The sequence below is a fragment of the Vulcanococcus sp. DEBay_Sum22DG08_74 genome (genome assembly GCF_017852955.1).
Lineage (GTDB): Bacteria > Cyanobacteriota > Cyanobacteriia > PCC-6307 > Cyanobiaceae > Vulcanococcus.
On sequence record NZ_JAFMKL010000011.1, the window covers coordinates 13098 to 30142 of the forward strand.

A 17045-nucleotide genomic window follows, 5' to 3' on the forward strand; every position below is an offset into this window, starting at 1 on the left:
TTCAGATCCAGCGGATTCTGGCCAAGCGCATGAACCCGCTGTTCGATCGACCTAGAGTTTTGATCCCCCCGCTGAACCGCAGCGCCCTCCATGGCTGATCTGCCGTTCACTCTTGATCAGCTGCGCATCCTGCGGGCGATCGCCAGCGAGGGCAGCTTTAAAAAGGCCGCCGACAGCCTCTACGTCACCCAGCCGGCGGTCTCCCTGCAGATCCAAAACCTGGAGAAGCAGCTCAATGTCTCCCTGTTTGACCGGGGGGGACGCAAGGCCCAGTTGACCGAGGCCGGTCACCTGCTGCTGAGCTACTGCGACCGGATCCTGAGTCAGTGCCAAGAGGCCTGTCGCGCCCTGGATGACCTCCACAACCTCAAGGGCGGCTCCTTGATTGTTGGTGCGAGCCAGACCACCGGCACCTATTTGATGCCGCGGATGATCGGCCTATTCCGCCAGAAATACCCCGAGGTGGCGGTTCAGTTGCAGGTGCACAGCACCCGCCGCACCGGCTGGAGCGTGGCCAACGGCCAGATCGACCTGGCGATCATCGGCGGCGAGCTGCCCAGCGAGCTCAATGAACTGCTGCAGGTCATCCCCTATGCCAGCGATGAGCTGGCCCTGGTGCTTCCCACCAAGCACCCCTTGGCCCGCCTGCCGGAGCTCAGTAAGGACGACCTGTACAGGTTGGGCTTTGTCTCCCTGGATGCCCAGTCGACCACGCGCAAGATGGTGGACCAACTGCTGGCGCGCTCGGGCCTGGACGTCTCGCGCCTGAAGATTGAGATGGAGCTCAACTCGTTTGAGGCCATCAAGAACGCCGTGCAGAGCGGACTGGGTGCTGCGTTCCTGCCGGTGGTTTCGATCGAGCGGGAACTGGCGGCGGGCAACCTGCACCGTCCCGCCCTGGCGGATCTCTCCGTGCGCCGGCAGCTCAAGTTGATCACCCACCCGGCGCGCTACTGCTCGCGGGCCGCCGATGCCTTCCGCAAGGAAATCCTGCCGGTCTTTGCCAGCCCCGATAGCCCCCTGCGCCGGCCCATGCCGGAACCAGTCGAGGCCTAGGAGGCCTCAGAACTGGTCGGCTTCAGGGGTGATGCCGGCGGCGTCATCGGCAACGCCCTTGGTGATGAATTTGTTCTCCGTGATGTCCGTCTGATAGACGCAGCGCACGATCGGCTGGTCCTTCACTGAACCGATGTAGGCGAAGGTGTTCATCCGCTGTTTGCACTGGCGCATCTGCTCAGCGGTGACTGCCCCTTCCTTCTGCAGGACGCTCCAGTTCTCCCTTCTGATCACGCATCCGGGCCGCAGTGCCGGTTGGGTGACGAAGCTCGAGCTGGGGTTCATGGTCGTGTAGAGCTCGATGTCCATCACGAAGGCACTGGCGCCCCACTGCCGGCAGAACTCCGGATCGGGGACGGCCATGTCCAGCTGCTGGGAGCTGGCGATGTTGCCCTGGTCCCCTTGGGTGTTGCTGGAGATGCCGGTCCCGATGCCGATGCCGACCACCAGGACACCACCGAGCACGGCCACCGTGCCCACGTTGAACTGAAAGCCCCCGCCACCACCAGGGGCGCCACCACCACCTGAGCCAGGTCCCCGGGGCCGGCCGCCACCGCGGCGCGGGTCCCCATAGCTCTCACGGCCGTAACCCTCGTCGTAGCTGCTGCGGCCGTAGCGGGAGCGGGTCATGGCTGCTCGGGGCTTTGGGGAAGACCCATCGAGTAGTTCAGGACTCGGCAGTCGGGGTTGTAGCTGAGCTGACCGGCCTGGAGCAGGGTGCGGATGGTTCCCTCGAGCTCCGATCCGATCCGGCGCAGGTTGTAGTCGTTGAGATCGTTGCCGGCGTTGGCCTGCACCAGTTCTTGGAAGCGCTGCTGCACGACCTCTTGGGCCGCCGTGTTCCAGAGAAATTCGTTGTCCGGATCCAGGTCCAGGGTGAGCTGCTGATCGTCAGGGACCAGTTGACCGTTCTCCACCCGTGCCGTGAAGAGGCGCACGTGGCGAGTGGTGGATTTGATCAGGGTGTCGGCCATGGCGAGGCAATCTGCTGACCGGCGAACCCGAAGGCCGGCGTCAAGACTTTAAGAAGCGCCTGGCGGGTCTGGTCAAGCCGGCTTGGGACTGGAGGGACTCAGCCCTGGGCACGGGCCCTTTAAGGTTGCGTGCTGATTCCCTGTTTTTCATGCGCGTCGCCATTGCTGGTGCTGGCTTGGCCGGGTTGGCCTGTGCCAAGTACCTCTGCGACGCCGGACACACCCCTGTGGTGGTGGAAGCCCGCGATGTCCTGGGCGGCAAGGTGGCCGCCTGGCAGGACGATGAGGGTGATTGGTATGAGACCGGTCTGCACATCTTCTTTGGTGCCTACCGGAATATGCGTCAGCTCTTCAAGGAGCTGAACATCGAGGACCGGCTCCAGTGGAAGAGCCACTCGATGATCTTCAACCAAAAGGAGACCCCGGGTACCTACAGCCGCTTCGATTTCCCGGATATCCCTGCTCCGCTCAACGGCGTGGCCGCCATCTTGGGCAACAACGACATGTTGTCCTGGCCCGAGAAGATCTCCTTCGGCATGGGCCTGGTGCCGGCGATGTTGCGCGGGCAGCAGTACGTCGAAGAGTGCGACCAGTACTCCTGGACCGAGTGGCTACGGATCCACAACATCCCTGAGCGGGTGAACGATGAGGTCTTCATCGCCATGGCGAAGGCGCTGAACTTCATCGATCCCGACGAGATCTCCAGCACGGTTGTGCTGACGGCTCTGAATCGCTTCCTGCAGGAAAGCGACGGATCCAAGATGGCCTTCCTCGATGGCAACCCTCCCCAGCGGCTCTGTCAGCCGATCGTCGATTACGTCACGGCCCGGGGCGGTGAGGTGCACCTCGATTCCCCCCTGCGGGAGATCGAACTCAATGCCGATGGCAGCGTCAGCGGCTTCCGCATCGGCGGCATCAAGGGCAAGGAGGGCTTCACCCTCGAGGCCGATGCCTATGTCAGTGCCCTGCCGGTCGATCCCTTCAAGCTGCTCCTGCCGGAGCCTTGGAAGCAGATGCCCTACTTCCAGAAGCTGGATGGCCTCAATGGCGTCCCGGTGATCAACATCCACCTCTGGTTTGACCGCAAGCTCACGGACATCGACCACCTGCTCTTCAGCCGTAGCCCTCTGTTGAGTGTCTATGCCGACATGAGCAACACCTGTAAGGAGTACGAGGATCCCAACCGCTCGATGCTCGAGCTGGTGTTTGCTCCGGCCAAGGATTGGATCGGCCGCAGTGATGAGGAGATCGTGGCGGCCACCATGGAGGAGCTGAAGCGTCTCTTCCCGATGCACTTCACCGGCGACGACCAGGCCAAGCTGCGCAAGTCGATCGTGGTCAAGACCCCGCTGTCGGTCTACAAGACCGTTCCCGGTTGCCAGAAACTGCGTCCGGATCAGACCTCGCCGATCCCGAACTTCTTCCTGGCCGGTGACTACACCATGCAGCGCTACCTGGCTTCGATGGAAGGTGCGGTGCTGAGCGGCAAGCTCTGTGCCCAGGCGGTCAGCCAGGCCAAAGCAGCAGTGGCTGCTTGATGGCGGCAGTGACAGCAACGGCTGATCTCTCCACCATTCCTTCCCTCGAGGAAGCTTTTGAAGCCTGCCGCCAGGAAACGGCGGAGTGGGCGAAGACCTTTTATCTGGGAACCCTGCTGATGCCCCCGGCCAAGCGCCGGGCCATCTGGGCGATTTACGTCTGGTGCCGGCGCACCGACGAGCTGATGGACAGCCCTGAGGCCATGGCCCGTCCGGTCGCGGAGTTGGCAGAACGCCTGGATCGTTGGGAGGAGCGCACCCGGGCGTTCTTCAAGGGCGAAATCCAGGATGGCCTCGATCGCGTCATGGTGGACACCCTCGAGCGCTATCCCCAGCCCCTCCAGCCCTATCTGGACATGATCGAGGGGATGCGGATGGATCTGACGACGACGCGCTACGCGACCTTCGACGACCTCAAGCTCTATTGCTACCGCGTTGCAGGCACCGTCGGTCTGATGACGCAGGAGGTGATGGGCGTTGATCCGGCCTACACCTCCGCCCCTTGGAGTGATCCCCCGGACACCAGTGATGCGGCCGTTGCCTTGGGCATCGCCAACCAGCTGACGAACATTCTTCGGGATGTGGGTGAAGACCGGGGCCGCGGTCGGATCTACCTGCCCCAAGAGGATCTGCAGCGCTTTGGCTACAGCGAGGAGGAGTTGCTCGCTGGAACCCTCAACGACAGTTGGCGTGAGCTGATGCGCTTCCAGGTGGACCGTGCCCGTGAGTGGTTCGCCCGCTCAGAAGCCGGTGTGCGTTGGCTCGCCCCGGATGCCCGTTGGCCGGTCTGGGCCTCGTTGCGCCTCTACCGCGGCATCTTGGATGTCATCGAAGAGCTCGATTACGACGTCTTCAACCACCGCGCCTATGTGCCCCGCACGGGCAAGTTCCTGGACCTGCCCAAATCGTTTGTGATTGCTCAGGCGCGCTGAGCGTCTTCCCAGCCCAACTTGAGCCAACGGCACAAGATTGGATTGACCCGCTCGGGAGCTTCATCGTGGGGGCAGTGCCCGAGTCCGGGTAGGACCTCGAGGTCCTGCACACAGGCGAACGTCTGCTTCCAGCGCCGGGCTTCCTCTAACGGCTCCCAGGGGTCTGCCTCGCCCCAGAGCATCCGCACCGGCACGTTGAGTCGCTCGAGCAGCTGCGGCGCCAGCCAGTCATCGAACAGATTGACGAAGCCCCTGAAGCTCTCCGTTGCTCCTGGCTCCTGGCTGGGTTTCAGCAGCAGTTGGACCAGCTCGTCGTCGACGTTGCCGCCGCTCGGGTAGGCCTGTTTCAGCACCGCGCGTACCGCACCGGCCCGAGCGAAGAAGCGGAAGAGGTTGCTGACGATCCAGCGCTGCCGCACCAGCGCCATCACCAGCGGTCTGGAGAGTTGAGCGCCGATGGGTTGTTCCGGTAGACGTTTCAGGTCGAGCTCTCGCTCGGCGCAGTCGATCAGCACCACCTGGGACGGGGGCTGACCGCCCTCCGAGAGCATCCGGGCGGCATTGAGGCAGACGACACCACCGATGGAGTTGCCGATCAGCTGCAGGCTGACCGGTCCCTCGGCAGCGATGACCTCCCTCGAGAAATCCACCAGTTGCTGGGCCCACAGATCGAAGCCGTAGCGCACACTGCCGGCGGTCTCGGGCTCGTTCTCCAGGCGCGAGACGGGCTTGCTGCTGCCGCCAAACCCCAGGAGATCAATCGCATAGACGGGGCTGTCTGCGGCGAGGGCGCTGAGGTTGTGGCGCCAATGCCCCTTGGAGGCGCCAAACCCATGCACACAAAGAACGGCTCGACCGCAGGCGGTTGAGCCGTTCTGGGGGGGGATTCGGGTGTAGCTGATCTGATGGCCTTTCCAGCTCCAGATCAGCTCATCCATCTCAATCAGACCGCAGCCTTTTGGTTGTCCAGCAGACCCTTGAGCTTGGCCAGTTCGCCAGCCCAGCGGGGGTCGGGAGCACCCTCTTCCACGGAGTCGCGGTGGACGACCTTGTTGACGGCCTTGCGGGCCACGGCGGGGCCAGCGCCGCCGCCGGGACGGCGATCGTTGCCACCACGGCGGTCGTCGCGGCGCTCGGAGCGCTCGATGCGGAGGGCGTTGCCGCCGAACTCACGGCCATTGAGCTGCTCGATCACTGCATCAGCAACCTTCTCGTCGTTGACGTTGGCGAAACCGAAACCGCGGCCAGCGCCGGTTTCACGGTCCTGAACAGCCTTGAAGCGGACGCCTTCACCAACGCTGGAGAACAGAGCCTCGAGCTCCTTGTTATCGAAGCTCTGGGGCAGGTTGCCAACGTAAAGACGAACGCTCATGGGACGAGAGAGAGAAGAAAAAGGTTTTGGTTCTGGCTGGTCGGGGGTGAATCACGAAGCGGCTGCACCGAACCCGACAGCGGAGTTCAATCGGCGACCTACGGCGTAATGCTGTGCCCTAACTGGCTGAATTCAGGTCGTTGATAACGCCTTTCACTGTGAAGTTAATCACGGCGGGTGTCCCTCTCCAGCCATTGGCGCGCACGTTCGAGGGCTTCCGCTGTGCCATCAAGGCGGCCAAAGGCTCGCTCCAGCATCAAGAACTGCAGAAGGGATCCCAGTTGGGGTGAGGCTTTCAGGCCTAATTCCTGCTGCAGTTGATCACCATTGATGGCCGCTCTTGGATGAAAAAGCCGGTCCTCAGGGTCGCGCCAGCGCCGCAGCCAGGCCTTGGCCGCTGGGGCGGGCCAGTGCAGCAGCAGGGCCGGCAGATCGCTGCTGAGGTCGCGGTGGAGTTGCAGTCGCTCCGCTTCCTTGAGGGCTTGGGCATGTTCCGCGGGGTTTTGGGCCCCCAGCCGCTGCTGCCAATGGCGCAGGCGCTGCACCCGCTGTTGCAGCTTGCGGCTGCTCTTGAGCTGCTGCAGGCCTGGGCCATCCAGAACCGCGGCCATGCGAGCCAACGGCAAGGCCTCCTGGCACTCCTGCTCGCTGAGGCCCCTGCTTGAGGCCTGCTCGGCCGTGAGCGGCGTCAGGGGAGCCAGGGCAGGGCAGGGGGCCAGCAGCCCCCAATCCAGGCAGCGCTGCAGTCCCTGCTGCCCCTGGGGGCTTTGGCAGAGCTTCTCCAGTTCCGCCAGGACGCGCTCCCCGGCCACGCTGCTGAGGCGCTCCCTGTGCCGCTGAATCCAACCCGCGGTGGTGTCATCCAGCTCAAACTCCAGCTCGCTCGCCAGGCGGACCCCCCGCAGCAGGCGCAGGGGGTCATCCAGCAGGTTGCGTTCCGCCAGGGCCACCAGCTGACGGCGCTGCAGATGCTCCAGGCCCCCATGGGGGTCCACCAGCTGGTCCCGTTGGGCCAGCGGCAGGGCCATGGCATTGACGCTGTAGTCCCGGCGCTGCAGGTCCTCAGAAAGGCTCTGGCCTTCGCGGTGCGCCAGATCCACGCTCCAGCCGCGGATCACCAGCCGTCCGATGTCACGCTCGGCGTCCAGCACCACAGGACTGCCGCCAAAGCGCTTGCTGAGCGTCTTGCAGAGGGCGATGGCGCCTTCCGCCACCACCAGGTCGAGGTCGGGGGCTGGCCCCAGGCGGTTCAGCAGGGCATCGCGGACCGCTCCCCCCACCAAGGCGGCATCGGCGGGAAAGGCGGAGAGGGGGACCGGCCAGTCCTCAGCGCGCAGGACACTCCAGGCCACTGCCGCTGCAGAACCGCCAGAGCCGGGCACAATGAGCCCATCTGCGCTGACGCTGGAGATGTGCATCTGCGTGGACTGCCGCTGGGTCGACCAGTGCCAGGCCTACCACGCAGTGGAGCGTCAGCACGGCGCTGCCCATCTCTGCGCAGCGCCGCAGTTCGTTCCCAGCGAACCCAAGATTCACGTTCAGGTCAGGGAGCTGGGCTCCACGGACGTGGGCGTTGAGTGGGACGTGCGCGCCTGCGGCAGTTTTGAGCTCGAGCGGGGCCGCTGGCAGCGGCTCTGTCCTGGGGAGTTGCTGCCCACATGAGCGAACCCTCCTTGCTGCTGGCGTTGCACAGCTCAAGCGAAACCCTGGGGGTTGGTCTCTGCGATCTCCAGCAGGAGGGCGCGCCTCCCCAGTGCGCCAGCTTCCCCTTGGGGCGTCAGCTCTCCAATGCCTTGCTCCCCTGCGTGGAGGAGCTACTGCCCGCGGAGCGTTGGCCTCAGTTGGCTCGGATCGTGGTCGCCACCGGTCCCGGAGGCTTTACCGGAACACGCCTCACCGTGGTCCTGGCGCGCACCTTGGCCCAGCAGCTGCAGATTCCCCTGCACGGCTTCAGCAGCTTTTTGCTGATCGCACGTCGCCTGGCGGCGGCCGGGGCCTTGCAGCCGGATCAGCCCCAGTTCTGGTTGCAGCAAACCCTGCCGCGCCGGGGGATTGTGGCGAGGGCCTACCGCCTGGATGCCGCAGCCCTGGGGGGGATCGACGAATGCGTGGAACCGCGTCTGTTTAAGCCCGATGAGGCCGGGCCGGGCGGCGTCGAGGCCCAGGTTGAGGCGGAGGCGGATGTGCTGCAGCTGCTGACCCTGGGGCGGCTGGCCCATGCAGCGGCATTGCCGGGGCCCTGGAGCACGGTGCTGCCGCTCTATCCCACCAGCCCGGTGGAGGGCGGATGACCCAGGCCCAGCGTCAGACCGAATCCCGGCCCCGCAGGAGGCGCCGTCGCCCCCGTCGCCGCGGCAGGGCTCGGCGCCTGCTGCTGCTGGCGGCCTTGTGCGCGGTCGCTTGGAGTAGCCGAGGACTGGTCTTCCCGGCGCTGCCCCCACCGCAGTTGGTGCTGGTGCTCGGCGGCGATGTGGAGCGGGAGCGGGTTGGGGCCGAGGTCGCCAAGCGCGATGGCCTGCCGGTGATGGTCAGCGGCGGCAGCAACCCGGAGTACGCCCACTGGTTATTCCGCGGTCGCGGCCTCGATGACACGCGAGTCCTGCTGGATTACCGGGCCACCGACACCCTGAGCAACTTCACCTCTGTGGTGGATGACCTCAAGCGCTCCAAGATCCGCCATGTGGTCCTGGTGACCAGCAGTGACCACATGGACCGGGCCCTGATGGTGGGACGCGTTGTGGCGGGGAGCCGCGGGATCGGGCTGACGCCGTTGGCCGTGCCCTGCGGTGAGCGCTGTGTCCCCGAGGACTGGCGCAAGGTCTGGGGTGATGGGCTGCGGGCGGCCCTCTGGGTGGTGAGTGGCCGGGACCTTAGGGACTGGGCGGCAGAGCGTTTTGGTCCGCTGCTGGAGGAAGTGCGGGGTCGCTGATCAGGCCTTGATCCAGCAGGGCATTGATCTGGGCCTGGCAGGCGGCTGTCGCTTGATCGAGATCCGCCCGCTTGCGGCTGGCCGGCGGCGGGATCGGCGTGCCAATGCGGATGTGGACGGGTAGCAGGCGCGCCGTGCGTGAGCCGGTGCCCAGGGCGCGGTGACTGTTGATGATCGCGACGGGCAGCAGGGGGACGCCGGCGCGGGCGGCCAGTAGGGCCGCACCGGGCTGGGGGTTGTTCACCCGGCCGTCGGCCTGGCGGGTGCCATCAATAAAAACGCCGGTGGCCCAGCCCTGATCGAGGCGATCGGTGGCGGTGCGGATGGCTTCGCGGTCGCTGGCGCCGCGGGAGACCGGATAGGCCCCGCAGGCGCGGATGATCGGTCCCAGCAGTGGAATCTTGAACAGTTCCGCCTTGGCCATGAAGGCCACGGGGCGCCCCAGGGCATGTCCGAGCAGGGGCGGATCGAGGTGCGAGCCGTGGTTGGCCACCACCACCAGGGCGCCTTCCATCGGCACATGGGCGTTGCCGGCGGTGCGCCCGCGGAACAGCAGCCGGTAGATCGGGAACACCAGCAGATAGCTCACCAGGCGGTAGGTGAGGCTCGGCCGCGGGGTGCGAATCAGGGCCGGTGGTTCGGCGGGTTTGCGGCGGCGGAGGACGCGTTTGACCGCCTTGACGGGGCGATTCACAGCCCCAGGTCGGCGGCGGTGGCGATCTGCGCGTTGGTGATGCCTTCGGTGCTGCGTTTGATCAGGCCGCTGAGGACGTTCCCCGGTCCGATCTCCACGGCGGTGCTGATGCCGGCGGCGGTCATGGCCTCCATCGTTTCGCGCCAGCGCACCCCTGTGGTCATCTGGCTGCGCAGGCGTGCCTTGAGCGCCGCACCGCTGGTCTCAGGGGTGGGGTCGGTGTTGCTCAGGACCGGGATCGAGGCATCGGCGAAGCTGACCTCCTCCAGGGTGGCGGCGAAAGCCGAGGCGGCCTGCTCCATGAAGGGGGAGTGGAAGGCGCCACTGACCGCGAGGGGGATCGCCCGCTTGCACTTCAGCTGGCTGCTGACGCTGTTGACGGCCTCAGGGCTGCCCGAGAGGACCACCTGGGCACTGCTGTTGTCGTTGGCAATCACCACGCCTTCGGTGGCATTGACCAGGGCTTCGAGTTCGCCGCGGTCAAAGCCCATGACGGCGGTCATTGCGCCGCCACCGGCGGCGGCCATCAGCTCGCTGCGGGTCTTCATCAGCTGGATACCCGTTGCGGCATCGAACACGCCGGCCGCATAGAGGGCCACCAGTTCGCCGAGGCTGTGGCCAGCCACCAGGTTGGCGCTGCGGCCCTGGGCCTTCAGGCCATCCACCAGCAGGCTTTCCACCACAAACAGGGCGGGCTGGGTGTTGCGGGTGTCGCCCAGATCGCTGAGCTCGCCCTCGGCTTCGCCGTTGCAGATCGCCAGCAGGTCGCGGCCCAGCAGGGTGGATGCGGCCTCAAAACGCTCCTTGGCTCCTGGGAGTTCCAGGACCCCCGCGGCCATGCCCACCTTCTGAGAGCCCTGTCCAGGGAAAACCCAGGCGTTACCCATGGCCGCGCATTGAAGTGACCGGGGGAGCCTACGCGGGGCCCTTCCAGCGCAACAGGGCTCCGCCCCAGCTCAGTCCAGCGCCAAAGCCACTGCTGGCGATCAGGTCACCGGGTTGAACGCGGCCATCCTTGACGGCCTCGTCCAGCATCAGGGGAATGGTGGCGGCAGAGGTGTTGCCGTAGTTGCTCAGGTTGCTGAGCACCCGCTCGTGGGGAATCTTGAAGCGATCGGCCACCGCATCGAGGATGCGCTGGTTGGCCTGGTGCAGCAGCAGCCAGTTGAGTTGCTCCGCTTCGGTTCCGGTGTCCTCCAGTAGCTCCTTCAGGACGGCGGGGACTTCGCGCACGGCGAACTTGTAGACCTCCTGGCCGTTCATCCGCAGGGGCTCAAAGCCACCCTGCTGGGCACTGACCCCGTCGAGGACCGGGTGATGGCTGTCGGTCTGAGCGAGGGTCAGGCAGCCATTGCGACTGCCATCGGAGCGCATCTGGAAGCCCAGCAGGCCGTCCTGGTCGGCGGGGCAGGCTTCGACGGCCACGGCAGCGGCGGCATCACCGAAGAGCACGCAGGTGGTGCGGTCGTCCCAGTCCACCCAGCGGCTGAGCTGATCGGCGCCGATCACCAGGGCCCGGCGCATGGCACCGCTGCGCAGGTATTGGCCGGCGGTGATCAGGGCAAAGAGGAAGCCACTGCAGGCGGCGGTGAGGTCAAAGGCCACCGCGTTTTTGGCGCCGAGGGCACCTTGCACTCGGGGGGCTGTGCCGAAGAGATCGTCGGGGCTGGAGGTGGCCATCAGGATCAGGTCCAGATCCTCCGGTTGCCAACCGGCATGCTCCAGGGCGGCCTCAGCTGCGCGCGTCGCAATGACGGTCAGGGGTTCATCGGCATTGCAGATGCGCCGTGCGCCGATGCCCGTGCGGGTGCGGATCCACTCGTCGCTGGTGTCGACTCGGGTGCTGAGTTGTTCGTTGCTAACCCGGTTCACTGGCACAGCACTGCCGCACCCCACCAGGGCCATGCCCCAGGGGGTCCCGGCTTTGGCAGCGCTGGTCATATGGCCTGGCCCGAGACGGTGGGGGTCAGTCAACCACAGGCAATGGTTTCGTTTTCGGCTTCGCTGAGGCGGTGCAGGTCGTCCATCACGCCGTGGTTTGCAGCGGAATGGGCGATGCGCAGGGCGCTGACCACCGAGAGCGCTTTGCTGCTGCCGTGGCCGATGACGCAGACCCCATTGACCCCGAGGAGCAGTGCGCCGCCGTGTTCAGCATGGTCGAGGCGTTTCTTGATCCGCCGCAGGTTGCTCATCAAGAAGGCGGAGCCGACCTTGCCGCGGCGGCCGCGGGGGAGCTCGGCCTTGAGCACATCCAACAGAACACTGCCCACGCTCTCCAGGAACTTCAACAGCACGTTGCCGGTGAAGCCGTCGCAGACGACCACATCAAAGTCACCGGAGAGGACGTCGCGGCCCTCGCAGTTGCCGGCAAAGCGGAAGCGGGTTTCAGCCGCCATCAGGGGATAGGTCTTGAGGGCCTGGTCGTTGCCCTTGCACTCCTCCTCGCCGATGTTCAGCAGGCCGATGCGGGGCTCTTGGACCTGCAGGACATCGCGGCTGTAGATGTTCCCCAGGAGAGCCCACTGGTGCAGGTAGCTGGGCTTGGCGTCCATGTTGGCGCCGACATCGAGCACCAGCACCTGCTGAGCGGGATCTTTGGTGGGGAAGAGGGCGCCAATGGCGGGGCGATCGATGCCCTTGAGCCGTCCCAGCCGGAAGATGGCTGAGGCCATCACCGCCCCGGAGTTGCCGGCGGAGTAGACGGCCGTGGCCTCTCCGGCCTTCACCAGATCCATGGCCATGTTGATGCTGGCGTCACGCTTCTTGCGCACCACCGTGGCCTCTTCGTTCATGCCCACCGAAGGGCCACTGGGCACCAGTTCAAGCAGGCCCTTTTGTTGCGCTTCGCTCAGTTCCTCGCCCAGCTCGAGTTCGGCAACGGCCGCCTCCACAGCGGCGGTTTCAGCCACGAACTTCACCCGTACGGGCAGCAGGCGGACGGCCCGCAGGCAGCCTTCGAGAATCGGACCGGGGGCGTAGTCGCCGCCCATGCCATCGACGGCGACCCAGAGCCGATCGGCATCGTTGATGGCTTCACCATCCACACCACCCACGCCTTGCTGCAGGCGCCGGAGGGGGTCAAAGACCAGGGGCTGCAGCACCGTATTGGCGGCTGCACCGGCCGCTCCAGCCGCCGTTCCCGCCGTGGTGACGACGGAGCCCGCCATCGAGCCCGCTGCCGTGCCGGCTGCGGAGGCTGAACCCACCAAGCTGGTGACGGCCGCATTGCGGCGATACCAAATCACCAGCCGCCGTATGGCTTTCGGGCGGTTTCGGCGGTTTGAGGCGCCTTGGCCCGTCGCGTCAGTTGGATTCTGGGGCAACGGCTTCAACGATGCGTTGGAACAGATAGCCGGTGCCGCGAGCCGTGAGGATCAGCTCGGGGTTAGCCGGATCGTCTTCCAGTTTGGAGCGCAGCCGGGAGATATGAACATCCACCACCCGGGTATCCACATGGCGCTCGGGGGTATAGCCCCAGACCTCCTTGAGGATTTCGCCGCGGCTGAAGGGTTCGCCGCTGCGGCCCACCAGCAGCTCCAGCAGGCTGAATTCCATGCCGGTCAGGCGAATGCGCTCATCGCCGCGGAACACCTGGCGCTTGTTGGTGTCGATCCGGATTTCGTTGATTTGGATGACGCCTGAATTGGGGATCCCGGCAGCCCCCTCCTTGTCGATTCGGCGCAGCACGCAGCGGATGCGGGCTTCGAGCTCCTTGGGGCTGAAGGGTTTGACGACGTAGTCGTCGGCACCGAGCTCGAGGCCCGTGATCCGGTCGGCCACGTCCCCGAGGGCCGTCAACATCACGATTGGAACGTCGGATTCCTTGCGCAGTTCCTGGCAGACGCCGTAGCCGTCCAGCTTGGGCATCATCACGTCCAGCACCACCAGGTCCGGGTTGGTGTTGCGGAAGGCCTCCAGTGCCTCTTGGCCGTCGCAGGCGGTGACCACCTGGTAGCCAATCATCGAGAGGCGTGTTTCCAGGATGCGGCGGATGCTCGCCTCGTCATCCACGACCAGAATCGTTTCCTTGGCTGGAGCGGAGGAGGCCGTCATTGCGCCAGTCTGGGTGGCCATTACTAAGTGATTAGACCTACTGAAGAGGTCTGGCGGGGTTCGTGATCGACGAAACCCCACATTCGTCATACACCGTCTTCATCCCTCTGCCCGATTCAGCCCTTTGGCACGCACCACCAGCACCTACGTCTGCCAGAGCTGCGGAGCCCAGACCCGGCAGTTTTTTGGCCGCTGCTCCAGTTGCGGCAGCTGGAACAGCCTGGTGGAGCAGTCCGCCCCCGCCAGCGACAACCGTCGCCGCCGGCCGGTGGTGGCCAGCGAGGCCGATGCTCCAATCCCCGCCGCGCCGCGCCGCTCCGAGCCCATTGCGGCCGTTGGCGATCGCCCCTTGCAGCGCCTGGCCAGTGGCTACAGCGAGTTTGACCGCGTTCTCGGCGGTGGGTTGGTGCCGGGTTCCCTGGTGCTGTTGGGCGGTGACCCCGGCATCGGCAAGAGCACGCTGCTGCTGCAGAGCGCCCAGGCGATGGCGGCCCGCCATTCCGTTCTGTATGTGAGTGCGGAGGAGTCGGCCCAGCAGGTGAAGCTCCGCTGGCGCCGGCTGGCGGAGGAGCAAGGGGAGCTCCCGCCCCCGCAGGAGGGGCCTGGTGGGCTGCAGCTCCTGGCGGAGACAGACCTGGAGTTGGTGCTGCAGGAGCTGGAGGCGCTGAGGCCGGCCGTGGCTGTGATCGACAGCATCCAGGCACTGCACGACGGCGAACTGGGCAGTGCCCCGGGCTCCGTGGCCCAGGTGCGGGAATGTGCCGCCGCCCTAGCGCGGATCGCCAAGCGTCAGAACACGGCGCTGTTGCTGGTGGGCCATGTCACCAAAGAAGGCATGTTGGCGGGGCCGAAGGTGCTGGAGCACCTGGTGGATGCGGTCCTGACCTTTGAGGGGGATCGTTTCGCCAGCCACCGCTTGCTGCGGGCGGTGAAAAACCGCTTTGGCGCAACCCATGAATTGGGGGTGTTTGAGATGCGCGGCCAGGGCCTGGCCCAGGTGCTCAACCCCAGCGAGCTGTTTTTGGGCAGCGATGAACCCAGCGCCGGAACGGCGACGATCGTGGCCTGCGAGGGCACCCGGCCACTGGTGGTGGAACTGCAGTCCCTGGTCAGCACCACCAGTTACGCCAGCCCCCGCCGCACCGCCACAGGAATCGGCACCAACCGCCTCCACCAGATCCTGGCGGTCCTGGAGAAGCACCTGGGGCTGCCCCTCTCCCGCTTCGACTGCTACTTGGCCGTGGCCGGTGGCTTGGACGTGGAGGAGCCCGCGGCTGACCTGGGCGTGGCGGCCGCTGTGGTGGCGAGCTACCGCGATCTGACCCTGCCGCCGGGCACGGTTCTGGTGGGTGAGTTGGGTCTGGGCGGCCAGTTGCGTCCCGTGGGGCAGCTGGAGCAGCGCCTGCAGGAGGCGGCTCGCTTGGGCTTCAACCGGGCCGTGGTCCCCAAGGGCTCCGGCTTGGGCCGGCTGGCGGCCGGCTTGGACCTGCAGCTTCACGAGGCGGGGAGCGTCGCTGAAGCCCTGGTGGCGGCCCTGGGGGTGAACCCCGCCGATGACAGGGCTTAATTCCCCAACGCCAACTCAGAAGTAGACGTCAACGCTGCCGCGGCCGCTGGTCTTGAGCCAGTTCTGGGCTTCGATGTAGTTGTTGGGCGCCAGGCGGATGGCCTTGCCCCAGAAGTCCGCCGCCAGATCAAAGCGGCGATCGGCTTCATCCCTCTCGCCCTGCTCTTCGGCGATGGAGCCCAGGTGGTGGTGAATCACCGCCATGTTGTTCAGCGCCTGGGGCATCTTGCCGTTGAGATCCAGGGCCTGGCCGTAGTGCTCGAGAGCCTTTTCGTGCTCGCCATTGCTGGCAAACACCAGGGCCATGTTGTAGAGGATGAAGGCCTTGTCGTTGGGGTCCTCCTCCAGCTTGAGCGCTTCGGCGTAGTTGTCGAGCGCTTCGGCGTATTCACCGTCCGCCTGGGCGCTCATGCCATCGCGGTAGTACGCAAACGCTTCTTTGGCCCGTTGGTTGGTGGGCAGCACCTTGAGGATCAGGTCCGCCATCACCGTGAAGCTCTTGTCGATGAAGTTGTCGTTGCGCTGGGAGCGGGGCACGGCTTGCACCTGAGCTTCGTCGCCCCATCCTGACTTGTGCCCTGCGGATCAGGGGAGAACCGTGAGAACTCCCTAGCCTGGGGCTCCTCTCTGTGTCTTCGTGTCTCCAGAGCTCGAGCCAGCAGCCCAGCCGGTGGCGCCGCTCTTGCTGGATGTGGAGGGCATGAAGTGCGGCGGTTGTGTCCGCGCGGTGGAACAGCGCTTGCTGGCCCAACCCGGAGTGCGGCAGGCCAGCGTGAACTTGCTCAACCGGACGGCCTGGGTGGGACTGGACCCCGACGTCCAGGAACCAGCCCAGCCCTTAATTGAGGCCCTGGCGGCGATGGGCTACTCCGCCGCGTTGCGGAGCCTCGATGACGAGGACCGGCCCTTGAGCCTGGCGCAGCGGCAGCAACAGTTCAGTTGGTGGCAGCGCTGGCGCCAGCTGATGGTGGCGCTTCTGCTGCTCGTGTTCTCGGTCTCCGGGCACCTGGCGGAAGCCGGTCAGCTGCCCCTTGCCCCCCTGGCGGACATTCGCCTGCATGCGCTGGTGGCGACCGCGGCTCTGCTGCTGCCGGGGCGCCCGATCTTGGTTCAGGGTTGGCGTTCGGCCTGGGCCGGTGCCCCGGGAATGGACACCCTGGTGGGCTTGGGGATGGGCAGTGCCTACCTCGCGAGCCTGGTGGCCTTGCTCTGGCCGGCGGTTGGCTGGCAGTGCTTTTTCAACGAGCCGGTGATGCTGCTGGGCTTCGTTTTGATGGGGCGTTTCCTCGAGGAGCGGGCACGCTTTCGCACCGGACGGGCGCTGCAGGAGTTGGCCCGTTTGCAACCGGATCAGGCGCTGCTGGTCTTGGGCAGTGGCGCTCAGGTGCGGCTCGAGCCGGTGCGCGTCGGCGCCCTGCGCCCGGGGGATCGCCTGCGGCTGCTGCCGGGGGATCGGGTCCCGGTGGACAGTCGCGTGCTCGAGGGCCAGTCGAGCTTGGATGTCTCCAGCCTGACCGGTGAACCCCTGCCGTTGCTGGCGGGTGTCGGTCAGGAGCTCGCGGCGGGTTCCTTGAATCTGCAGGCGACCCTGGAGCTTGAGGTGCTGCGCCCCGGCCGCGAGAGCGCCGTGGCGCGAATCATTGCTTTGGTGGAAAGCGCTCAGGCCCGCAAGGCGCCGATTCAAACCCTCACCGATCGGGTGGCGGGGCGCTTCAGCGTCGTGGTGATGCTGTTGGCCCTGGGCACGTTCCTGTTCTGGTGGTTGATTGGCGCCCAGCTCTGGCCGCAGGTCTTGAGCGCTGCACCGGCACTCCACCAGCACGGCGGGCACCGCAGCCTGGGCTTGGCGGCTGAAACACCCTTTGTCTTGGGTCTGCAGCTCAGCATCGCGGTCCTGGTGGTGGCCTGCCCTTGCGCCTTGGGACTGGCG

The 17045-nt window shown here is 66.0% G+C and carries 19 protein-coding genes; 8 read left to right on the forward strand and 11 right to left on the reverse strand.

What is annotated here, in order from left to right; all coding sequences use genetic code 11:
* Nucleotides 1-90: 90 nt before the first annotated feature.
* Entirely contained in the window at nucleotides 91-1056 is a 966-nt protein-coding gene (locus tag QZ184_RS02855) for a LysR family transcriptional regulator (RefSeq protein ID WP_010313335.1), read from the forward strand.
* A gap of 6 nt (nucleotides 1057-1062) precedes the next feature.
* On the opposite strand, the gene QZ184_RS02860 is transcribed toward QZ184_RS02855, so the two are convergent.
* Together QZ184_RS02860 and QZ184_RS02865 are read right to left on the reverse strand one after the other, a co-directional pair.
* Nucleotides 1063-1686, reverse strand: coding sequence for a DUF3172 domain-containing protein (locus tag QZ184_RS02860; RefSeq protein WP_247476882.1), 624 nt, complete (start codon nucleotides 1684-1686; stop codon nucleotides 1063-1065).
* Nucleotides 1683-2030, reverse strand: a complete 348-nt coding sequence (locus QZ184_RS02865; protein ID WP_010313331.1) for an NAD(P)H-quinone oxidoreductase subunit M — start codon at nucleotides 2028-2030, stop codon at nucleotides 1683-1685. Before QZ184_RS02865 ends, QZ184_RS02860 begins: the two co-directional genes overlap by 4 nt.
* A gap of 149 nt (nucleotides 2031-2179) precedes the next feature.
* Here QZ184_RS02865 and pds point away from each other — a divergent pair, with 149 nt between their 5' ends.
* Nucleotides 2180-3568, forward strand: coding sequence for a 15-cis-phytoene desaturase (gene pds, locus QZ184_RS02870; protein WP_296416204.1), 1389 nt, complete (start codon nucleotides 2180-2182; stop codon nucleotides 3566-3568).
* Nucleotides 3568-4500: a phytoene synthase gene (locus QZ184_RS02875; RefSeq protein WP_296416205.1), complete on the forward strand. Its 933-nt coding sequence runs from the start codon at nucleotides 3568-3570 to the stop codon at nucleotides 4498-4500. Before pds ends, QZ184_RS02875 begins: the two co-directional genes overlap by 1 nt.
* Here QZ184_RS02875 and QZ184_RS02880 read toward each other — a convergent pair.
* From QZ184_RS02880 to QZ184_RS02890, 3 genes are all read right to left on the reverse strand, one after another.
* Complete coding sequence (locus QZ184_RS02880; protein ID WP_296418065.1) at nucleotides 4488-5438, reverse strand: alpha/beta fold hydrolase; 951 nt, start codon at nucleotides 5436-5438, stop codon at nucleotides 4488-4490. The genes QZ184_RS02875 and QZ184_RS02880 overlap by 13 nt on opposite strands.
* Before the next feature lie 5 nt (nucleotides 5439-5443).
* Nucleotides 5444-5872 (reverse strand): RNA-binding protein, encoded by a 429-nt coding sequence (locus QZ184_RS02885; RefSeq protein ID WP_296416207.1) that lies wholly within the window; start codon nucleotides 5870-5872, stop codon nucleotides 5444-5446.
* A gap of 164 nt (nucleotides 5873-6036) precedes the next feature.
* Complete coding sequence (locus QZ184_RS02890; RefSeq protein WP_296418068.1) at nucleotides 6037-7254, reverse strand: CCA tRNA nucleotidyltransferase; 1218 nt, start codon at nucleotides 7252-7254, stop codon at nucleotides 6037-6039.
* Nucleotides 7255-7282: 28 nt separating this feature from the next.
* Between QZ184_RS02890 and QZ184_RS02895 the strand changes: the two genes are divergently transcribed.
* From QZ184_RS02895 to QZ184_RS02905, 3 genes are read left to right on the forward strand one after another with little or no spacing between them, the layout of a single operon-like run.
* The gene (locus QZ184_RS02895) at nucleotides 7283-7534 is read left to right on the forward strand and encodes a Ycf34 family protein (RefSeq protein WP_296416209.1); all 252 of its coding nucleotides are present in this window, start codon (nucleotides 7283-7285) and stop codon (nucleotides 7532-7534) included.
* Nucleotides 7531-8163 carry a tRNA (adenosine(37)-N6)-threonylcarbamoyltransferase complex dimerization subunit type 1 TsaB gene (gene tsaB, locus QZ184_RS02900; protein ID WP_296418070.1) on the forward strand — a complete coding sequence of 211 codons (633 nt, stop codon included), beginning with the start codon at nucleotides 7531-7533 and terminating at the stop codon, nucleotides 8161-8163. The genes QZ184_RS02895 and tsaB overlap by 4 nt, the downstream gene beginning before the upstream one ends.
* Entirely contained in the window at nucleotides 8160-8801 is a 642-nt protein-coding gene (locus QZ184_RS02905) for a YdcF family protein (protein ID WP_010313315.1), read from the forward strand. The genes tsaB and QZ184_RS02905 overlap by 4 nt, the downstream gene beginning before the upstream one ends.
* Here the strand turns inward: QZ184_RS02905 and QZ184_RS02910 are convergent.
* The 5 genes from QZ184_RS02910 to rpaB form a co-directional block, all read right to left on the reverse strand.
* Nucleotides 8743-9429, reverse strand: coding sequence for a lysophospholipid acyltransferase family protein (locus QZ184_RS02910; RefSeq protein ID WP_156797711.1), 687 nt, complete (start codon nucleotides 9427-9429; stop codon nucleotides 8743-8745). The genes QZ184_RS02905 and QZ184_RS02910 overlap by 59 nt on opposite strands.
* 62 nt (nucleotides 9430-9491) lie before the next feature.
* Nucleotides 9492-10382, reverse strand: coding sequence for an ACP S-malonyltransferase (gene fabD / locus QZ184_RS02915; RefSeq protein WP_296416212.1), 891 nt, complete (start codon nucleotides 10380-10382; stop codon nucleotides 9492-9494).
* 28 nt (nucleotides 10383-10410) lie between these two features.
* A complete protein-coding gene (locus tag QZ184_RS02920; protein WP_247476912.1) occupies nucleotides 10411-11436 on the reverse strand; it encodes a beta-ketoacyl-ACP synthase III in 1026 nt (341 codons plus the stop codon).
* A 29-nt stretch (nucleotides 11437-11465) separates the two neighbouring features.
* Nucleotides 11466-12818, reverse strand: coding sequence for a phosphate acyltransferase PlsX (gene plsX / locus QZ184_RS02925; RefSeq protein ID WP_296416213.1), 1353 nt, complete (start codon nucleotides 12816-12818; stop codon nucleotides 11466-11468).
* On the reverse strand, nucleotides 12799-13548 hold the full coding sequence (gene rpaB, locus QZ184_RS02930) for a response regulator transcription factor RpaB (RefSeq protein ID WP_247476915.1): 750 nt from the start codon (nucleotides 13546-13548) through the stop codon (nucleotides 12799-12801). Before rpaB ends, plsX begins: the two co-directional genes overlap by 20 nt.
* A 124-nt stretch (nucleotides 13549-13672) precedes the next feature.
* Here rpaB and radA point away from each other — a divergent pair, with 124 nt between their 5' ends.
* Nucleotides 13673-15115, forward strand: coding sequence for a DNA repair protein RadA (gene radA, locus QZ184_RS02935; RefSeq protein ID WP_010313304.1), 1443 nt, complete (start codon nucleotides 13673-13675; stop codon nucleotides 15113-15115).
* Nucleotides 15116-15130: 15 nt separating this feature from the next.
* Here radA and QZ184_RS02940 read toward each other — a convergent pair whose 3' ends face one another.
* The gene (locus tag QZ184_RS02940) at nucleotides 15131-15652 is read right to left on the reverse strand and encodes a photosystem I assembly protein Ycf3 (RefSeq protein WP_010313302.1); all 522 of its coding nucleotides are present in this window, start codon (nucleotides 15650-15652) and stop codon (nucleotides 15131-15133) included.
* 100 nt (nucleotides 15653-15752) lie between these two features.
* On the opposite strand from QZ184_RS02940, the gene QZ184_RS02945 reads away from it, so the two are divergent.
* Nucleotides 15753-17045: cation transporter (locus tag QZ184_RS02945; RefSeq protein ID WP_296418074.1), on the forward strand; the 1293-nt coding region annotated here is incomplete at its 3' end.

Coding starts and splice junctions, on each gene's coding strand:
- QZ184_RS02855 (WP_010313335.1), top strand. CDS start 91: ATGGCTGATCTGCCGTTCACTCTTGATCAGCTGCGCATCCTGCGGGCG.
- QZ184_RS02860 (WP_247476882.1), bottom strand. CDS start 1,686: ATGACCCGCTCCCGCTACGGCCGCAGCAGCTACGACGAGGGTTACGGC.
- QZ184_RS02865 (WP_010313331.1), bottom strand. CDS start 2,030: ATGGCCGACACCCTGATCAAATCCACCACTCGCCACGTGCGCCTCTTC.
- pds (WP_296416204.1), top strand. CDS start 2,180: ATGCGCGTCGCCATTGCTGGTGCTGGCTTGGCCGGGTTGGCCTGTGCC.
- QZ184_RS02875 (WP_296416205.1), top strand. CDS start 3,568: ATGGCGGCAGTGACAGCAACGGCTGATCTCTCCACCATTCCTTCCCTC.
- QZ184_RS02880 (WP_296418065.1), bottom strand. CDS start 5,438: ATGGATGAGCTGATCTGGAGCTGGAAAGGCCATCAGATCAGCTACACC.
- QZ184_RS02885 (WP_296416207.1), bottom strand. CDS start 5,872: ATGAGCGTTCGTCTTTACGTTGGCAACCTGCCCCAGAGCTTCGATAAC.
- QZ184_RS02895 (WP_296416209.1), top strand. CDS start 7,283: ATGTGCATCTGCGTGGACTGCCGCTGGGTCGACCAGTGCCAGGCCTAC.
- tsaB (WP_296418070.1), top strand. CDS start 7,531: ATGAGCGAACCCTCCTTGCTGCTGGCGTTGCACAGCTCAAGCGAAACC.
- QZ184_RS02905 (WP_010313315.1), top strand. CDS start 8,160: ATGACCCAGGCCCAGCGTCAGACCGAATCCCGGCCCCGCAGGAGGCGC.
- fabD (WP_296416212.1), bottom strand. CDS start 10,382: ATGGGTAACGCCTGGGTTTTCCCTGGACAGGGCTCTCAGAAGGTGGGC.
- QZ184_RS02920 (WP_247476912.1), bottom strand. CDS start 11,436: ATGACCAGCGCTGCCAAAGCCGGGACCCCCTGGGGCATGGCCCTGGTG.
- rpaB (WP_247476915.1), bottom strand. CDS start 13,548: ATGACGGCCTCCTCCGCTCCAGCCAAGGAAACGATTCTGGTCGTGGAT.